The organism is Cupriavidus campinensis, from assembly GCF_905397395.1.
In the GTDB taxonomy this organism is placed as follows: domain Bacteria; phylum Pseudomonadota; class Gammaproteobacteria; order Burkholderiales; family Burkholderiaceae; genus Cupriavidus; species Cupriavidus campinensis.
Genome location: NZ_CAJPVH010000041.1, coordinates 47,069 through 53,426, shown reverse-complemented (window position 1 = coordinate 53,426; position 6,358 = coordinate 47,069). Strand labels below are relative to the sequence as shown.

Below are 6,358 nucleotides of genomic sequence, written 5' to 3'. Positions count from 1 at the left end.
GGCCGCGGCGGCGCTCTGGGCGCAGCGCACGGGCCGCTGGCAGGACGTGGCGGTGGACATGCGCCACGCGCTGGCGGAGTTCCGCAGCGAGCGCTACCTGCGCGTGAACGGCGGGCCCGCCCCCGAGCTCTGGGACAAGATCGCCGGCCTGTACCCGTGCGGCGACGGGCGCTGGGTCCGGCTGCACACCAATTTCCCCCATCACCGCGACGGCGTGCTGCGCCTGCTCCAGTGCGCGCATGACAAGAATGCGGTGCGCGCGGCGCTGGGCCGCTGGGAGGCCGAGGCATTCGAGTCCGCCGCCTCGGACGCCGGGCTCGTGGTGGCCGCCATGCGGCCCTACGACACCTGGCGCGCGCATCCGCAGGCGCAGGCCATTGCCGGGCTGCCGCCGGTGACCATCGAGAAGATCGGCGAGGCGCCGCCGCAGCCCTTGCCGGCGCTGCCGCCCCATGCCGAGATCAATGTCGATGCCCGCCCGCTGACCGGCGTGCGCGTGCTCGACTTCACGCGGATCATCGCCGGCCCGGTGGCGGGGCGCACGCTGGCCGCGCACGGCGCCGACGTGCTGCTGGTGACGGCGGCGCACCTGCCGGCTATCGCGCCGCTGGTGATCGATACCGGGCGCGGCAAGCGGTCCTGCCAGCTCGACCTGCGCGACCCGGACGACAAGCGCACGCTGCACAAGCTGCTGCATGGCGCCGATGTGGTGGTGCAGGGCTATCGCCCGGGCGGGCTGGCCGAACTGGGCGCCGGCCCGGAGGCGGCGGCGCGCGCACGGCCCGGCATCGTCTATGTGTCGTTGTCGGCCTACGGGCATGTCGGGCCGTGGGCGGGCAAGCGCGGCTTCGATTCGCTCGTGCAGACGGCCACCGGCTTCAACGACGACGAGGCGCGGGCGGCCGGCAGTGCCGAGCCCAAGCCGCTGCCGGCCCAGGTGCTGGACCACGCGGCCGGCTACCTGCTGGCGTTTGGGGCGATGGCCGCGCTGCACCGGCGCGCGGTGGAGGGCGGAAGCTGGCACGTGCGGGTGTCGCTGGCGCAGGTGGGGCAATGGCTGCGCGGCCTGGGCCGCGTGCCGGAGGGCTGGCGCGTGCCGGACCCGCATTTCGACGAGATGTCAGACCTGCTCGAGGTGCAGGAGTCAGGGTTTGGCGAGCTGACCGTGGTGCGCCATGCCGCGCGGCTCTCCGAGACGCCGGCGCACTGGGCACTGCCCTCGGTGCCGCTCGGCACCCATGTGCCGGAGTGGCTGCCGCGCGGGTGAGCCTTGATGGGACTCAGTTCGTGGGACTCAGTTCGCGCCGGTCAGCCGTGCCATCCAGTCGGCCATGTCCTGCTCGATGGCGGAGCCGGCGCGCTGGGCTTCCAGGATCCGGGCGCGGTCCGTGGCGGGGCGGTTCTGGCTCAGCTTGAACTTGCCTTCCACCCGCGTCGGCACCAGGCGCAGGCCGACGATGGCGCCCAGCATCTTCTGCTGGAAATCCTCGGGCAAGTCGCGCCACTGCTGGGCGTAGCCCGGTTCGTTGCGGCCGATCAGCCGCTTGAGCAGGGCGTCCTTGTCGGCGGCGTCGTGGATGGTGGTGACCTCGGCGTAGACATGCACCGCCACGTAGTTCCAGGTCGGCACGGACAGCTTCTGGTCGTAGAGCGACGGCGACACGTAGCCATGCGGCCCCTGGAACACCAGCAGCGCCTTCGGGGTTTGCTCCAACCATTTCCAGTGCGGATTGGCGCGCGCGACGTGCCCCTCGATGCGCCAGCCGCCCTCGGACGCCCGCTCCGCCACCACCGGCAGGTGCGTGGCGAAGGGCAGGTCATCCGCATCGGTGCCAACCAGCGTGGCGAAAGCGTAGCGGCGCATGACCTCGTCGATCAGGTCGGGGTCGTCGCTGGCGAAGTGGGACGGCATGTACATGGCAGGGTTCTCTTCTTGTGGGGTGGGGCAGGCCGCTAGTGCAGCTAGTACAGCGTCTTGCGCATGCGCTCGGGCATTTCCCGGTCGTAGGCAACGCCGTCGATCGCGTTGTTGCTCAGTTCGGCGACGATGGTGCCCGTGCTTGGCAGGCGGTCGCGCGGAATCTGGGTTTCGGGCGACCACAGCGCCGAGCGCACGAGGGCGCGGGCGCACTGGAAGAACACCGAGCGGATCGAGATCACCAGTACCGTGGTCGGCACCTTGCCGTCATGCACGCAGCGCGCGATCAGCGCGGGGTCGGTCGAGATCTTCGCCGTGCCGCTCACGCGCAGCGTTTCGTTGACGCCCGGCACCAGGAACAGCAGGCCCACGCGCGGGTCGTTGACGATATTGCGCAGGCTGTCGATGCGGTTGTTGCCGCGCCGGTCCGGCAGCAGCAGCGTGCGGTCGTCCAGTACCTGCACGAAGCCGGGCTGGTCGCCGCGCGGCGAGCAGTCGCCGCCATGCTCGTTCCGGGTGGACAGCAGGCAGAACGGCGAGGCGTCCACGAAGGCGCGGTAGTGCGGGTGCAGGTAGTCGACTTCCTTGGCCAGCGAGGCCCCGGCGGGCTCGGCGTACAGCGATTCGAGGTCGGCGAGCGCGGCGATGTCGTGTGAGGTCATGGCGGGGAGGGGGAGGGAGGCGAGGGATCGGATCGTGTCAGATCGTAATAGTGCCACGTCCGATCTCGACCACGCGGCCGCCCACGCGGATCGCGCCGTCGGCGGTCACGGCGAGGTCCAGCCGGCAGCGGCGATCGACCTGTTCGCCCTGCTCCACCTCGTACGTGGCCGGCAGCGCGTGGCCCGTGGCCAGCAGCCAGCCGCCGAGATTGGCGCAGGCCGAGCCGGTGCCCGGGTCTTCGGCCACGCCGCCGCCCTGCTTGGTGAAGAAGTAGCGCACGAGCACCTTGCCGGGCTGCGTGGGGTCGAAGGCGAACACATAGGCGGTCTTGCGGCCCAGGCTGCTTTGCGGCCACTGGTCCAGCCGGCTGCTGTCGGGCGCGGCGCGGCGCACGGCGTCGGGCGTCTTCAGCGGTACCAGCAGCTGGTCGGCGCCGGTATCCACCCACATCGGCGAGCCGGCCAGGTCGTCTGCGGACAGGCCCAGCAGCGAGGCCATCTCGGCATCGGGCAGACCGGCCGGCGCGGTGCGCGGGGCGCCCTCGTGCGGCGCGGTCAGGGTCCAGCGGTCGCCGGCGGCGGTCACCGGCACCACGCCGGCCTTGAATTCGAGGGTCAGCGCATCCCCGGTTTTTGCGAGGTCGCGCACCACATGGGCGGTGCCCAGCGTTGGGTGACCGGCGAAACGCATCTCGTAGCCCGGGGTAAAGATCCGCACGGCTGCCGCCGCGCGCTCGGACGGCAGCACGAAGGTGGTCTCGGAGAGGTTGAATTGCAGCGCCAGCGCTTGCATCGTGGCGTCGTCCAGGCCGCGTGCGTCCTCGAACACGCACAGGGGATTGCCGCCAAGCGTGGTCTCGGCAAAGACGTTGACGATGCGGAAGGCGTAGGAGGCCATGGCGGGAGCGGGCAGGAAATTGGACGAATTGCCAGTGTAGTGCGCGCGGCGCGGCACACCATGCACAGTTCCACGCGCCGCGAACAGGACAGTTGGCGCGCCGCCCGCCCGCCGGCCATGAAAAAAGGCGCCGGGGTTGCCCCTCGGCGCCTTGCAGGACGGCTACAGCGGTACTGCGGTGCTTCTATATATATAGCGGGCGGTCAGAAGCCCACGGCCTGGCCGTCGCGGCGGCTGTCGCTGGCGGCCACGTAGCCCTGCTCGGCATCGTCGGACAGGCGCCAGATGAACTGGCCGGAGCCGAAGTCCATGTACGGGTCGTTCACGGACTTGAGCTGGTGGCCACGGTCCTTCAGGCCGGCCACGGTGGTCGGGTCCATCGTGCCTTCCACATCGAGCGTGAAGTCACGGTTGACCTTCCAGCGCGGCGCGCAGCAGGCGGCCTGCGGCTGCTGGTCGTAGTCGAGCATGCGCACCACGGTCTGCACGTGGCCCTGCGGCTGCATGTCGCCGCCCATCACGCCGAAGCTCATTACCGGCTGGCCATCCTTGGTCAGGAAGGCCGGGATGATGGTGTGGAACGGGCGCTTGCCGCCAGCCACCACGTTGGCGGACTTCGGGTCCATCGAGAAACCCACGCCACGGTTCTGCAGGCTGATGCCGGTATTCGGCACCACCACGCCCGAGCCAAAGCCCATGTAGTTCGACTGGATGAACGAGATCATCATGCCGTTCTCGTCGGCGGCGGTCAGGTAGATGGTGCCGCCGGTCTTCGGCATGCCCGGCGTGAAAGCCGTGGCGCGCTGCATGTCGATCAGCTTCGCGCGGGACTTCAGGTAGGCCGGGTCCAGCATCTGCTCGGGCGTGACTTCCATGGTGCGCGGGTCGGCCACGTAGCGGTAGAGGTCGGCGAAGGCCAGCTTCATCGCCTCGATCTGCAGATGCTGCGAGTCCACCGAGTCCACCGGCAGCGAGCCGACGTCGAACTGGTCGAGGATGCCCAGCGCGATCAGCGCGGCAATGCCCTGGCCGTTGGGCGGAATCTCGTGCACGTCGTAGCCGCGATAGGACTGGCTGATCGGCTTGACCCAGTCCGGGCGATAGTTGCGCAGGTCGTCCAGCGTCATCGCCGCGCCGCATTCCTTGCTGAAGGCGGCGATCTTCTCGGCGATCTCGCCCTCATAGTAGGCGCGGCCCTTGGTGGCGCCGATCTTGCGCAGCGTGTCGGCGGCGGCCTTGAAGACGAACTTCTCGCCCACGTTCGGCGAGCGGCCATGCGGCATGAAGGTGTCGGCGAAGCCGGGCTGGGTCTTCAGGTCCGGCACGGCGGCGGCCCACTTGTGCGCCACCACGGGCGGCACGGCGTAGCCGCGCTCGGCGATCTCGATCGCCGGCTCCATCAGGTCTTCGAACGGCAGCTTGCCGAACTTCTCGTGCAGCGCGGCCCAGCCGGCCACCATGCCCGGCACGGTGACCGCATCCCAGCCGCGGATCGGCCGATTGGCGAGGCCGTTGCCGTCCACGCCGTACTTGTTCTTGAAGTATTCGGGGTTCCAGGCGGCCGGGGCCACGCCCGACGAGTTCAGGCCATGCAGTTCCTTGCCGTCCCAGAGGATCGCGAAGGCGTCGCTACCCAGGCCGCACGACACCGGCTCCACCAGCGTGATGGCGGCAGCGGCGGCGATGGCTGCATCGACGGCATTGCCGCCCTTGAGCAGCATGCGCAGGCCGGCTTGTGCCGCCAGCGGGTGCGAGGTGGAGACCACGTTGCGCGCGAACAGCGGAATGCGCACGGTGGGGTAGGGGTTGGTCCAGTTGAAGTTCTTCATGGGTTGTCTCGTTTTAGTCCACCAGAATCTTGCGATCCTTGATCAGCTTGCCCCAGCGGGCGCTGTCTTTCTTGACCATGGCCGCGAACTGCGCCGGCGTGCCGCCGACCGGTTCGGCGCCGAGCTTGGCCAGGCGGTCGCGCACGTCCTGCGACTGGATCGCCTTGTTGAACTCGGCGTTGACCCGGTTGACCACGTCAGCCGGCAGCCCCTTGGGGCCGTAGATGCCGAACCAGGTGTCCGATTCGAAGCCCGGCAGGCCCGATTCGCTGGCCGTGGGCAGGTCCGGTGCCAGCGGCGAGCGCTTCGCGCTGGTCACGGCCAGTGCCTTGAGCTTGCCATCCTTCACGTGCGGCATGCCGGAGACGATGCTGTCGAACAGCACCTGCACCTTGTTCGAGATCAGGTCCGGCACCGCCAGCGCCGTGCCGCGATACGGGATATGGGTGATGAACACGCCGGCCTGGGCCTTGAACGCTTCGGCCGTCAGTTGCCCGATGGTGCCGTTGCCGCTGGACGCGTAGTTCAGCTCGCCCGGGTGCTTCTTGGCGTAGTCGATCAGCTCCCTCACGTTCTTCACCGGCAGCTGGTTCGGTACCACCAGCACGTTGGTGGCCACGGCCACCTGGCCAATCGGCGTGAAGTCGGTCTCGGTGTTGTAGGGCAGGTGGGTATTGATATAGGGGCCGATCGAGTGCGTGCTGGTCGTGGCGATCAGCAGCGTGTAGCCGTCTGCCGGGGCCTTGGCCGCCATGTCGGAGCCGATGGCGCCGCCTGCGCCCGGACGGTTATCCACCACGATCTGCTGGCCCATGCTGGCGCCCACCTTCTGGGCGATGGCGCGCGCCAGCAGGTCCGTGGCGCCGCTGGCCGGGAACGGCACGATCAGCCGGATCGGCTTGGACGGATACGTATCCGCGTGCGACGGCGCGGCAACCAGGGTCAGGCTCGTGGTAAGGCCGATGCCGAGCAGGCGTAGCCAGGAAGTCATTCTTCTTCTCCGATGCGGAAAACGGGCAGGCAGGAAAAACCGAGCCAAATCAAGGCTCGT

At 69.2% G+C, this 6,358-nt stretch carries 6 protein-coding genes; 1 reads left to right on the top strand and 5 read right to left on the bottom strand.

The features are described from left to right. Window positions 1-1,267 (top strand): CoA transferase (locus KHO18_RS20230; protein WP_211943766.1); only part of this gene is annotated, 1,267 nt, incomplete at its 5' end. 27 nt (window positions 1,268-1,294) lie between these two features. On the opposite strand, the gene KHO18_RS20225 is transcribed toward KHO18_RS20230, so the two are convergent. The 5 genes from KHO18_RS20225 to KHO18_RS20205 form a co-directional block, all read right to left on the bottom strand. Continuing rightward, complete coding sequence (locus KHO18_RS20225; RefSeq protein ID WP_144198080.1) at window positions 1,295-1,918, bottom strand: FMN-binding negative transcriptional regulator; 624 nt, start codon at window positions 1,916-1,918, stop codon at window positions 1,295-1,297. Window positions 1,919-1,962: 44 nt separating this feature from the next. Further along, window positions 1,963-2,580 carry a pyridoxamine 5'-phosphate oxidase family protein gene (locus KHO18_RS20220; RefSeq protein ID WP_144198081.1) on the bottom strand — a complete coding sequence of 206 codons (618 nt, stop codon included), beginning with the start codon at window positions 2,578-2,580 and terminating at the stop codon, window positions 1,963-1,965. A 37-nt stretch (window positions 2,581-2,617) separates the two neighbouring features. Continuing rightward, window positions 2,618-3,478 carry a PhzF family phenazine biosynthesis protein gene (locus KHO18_RS20215; protein WP_144198082.1) on the bottom strand — a complete coding sequence of 287 codons (861 nt, stop codon included), beginning with the start codon at window positions 3,476-3,478 and terminating at the stop codon, window positions 2,618-2,620. A 203-nt stretch (window positions 3,479-3,681) separates the two neighbouring features. Continuing rightward, on the bottom strand, window positions 3,682-5,307 hold the full coding sequence (ggt, locus tag KHO18_RS20210) for a gamma-glutamyltransferase (protein ID WP_144198083.1): 1,626 nt from the start codon (window positions 5,305-5,307) through the stop codon (window positions 3,682-3,684). Between the two features lie 13 nt (window positions 5,308-5,320). Then, the gene (locus KHO18_RS20205; protein ID WP_144198084.1) at window positions 5,321-6,298 is read right to left on the bottom strand and encodes a Bug family tripartite tricarboxylate transporter substrate binding protein; all 978 of its coding nucleotides are present in this window, start codon (window positions 6,296-6,298) and stop codon (window positions 5,321-5,323) included. Window positions 6,299-6,358: the final 60 nt, after the last annotated feature.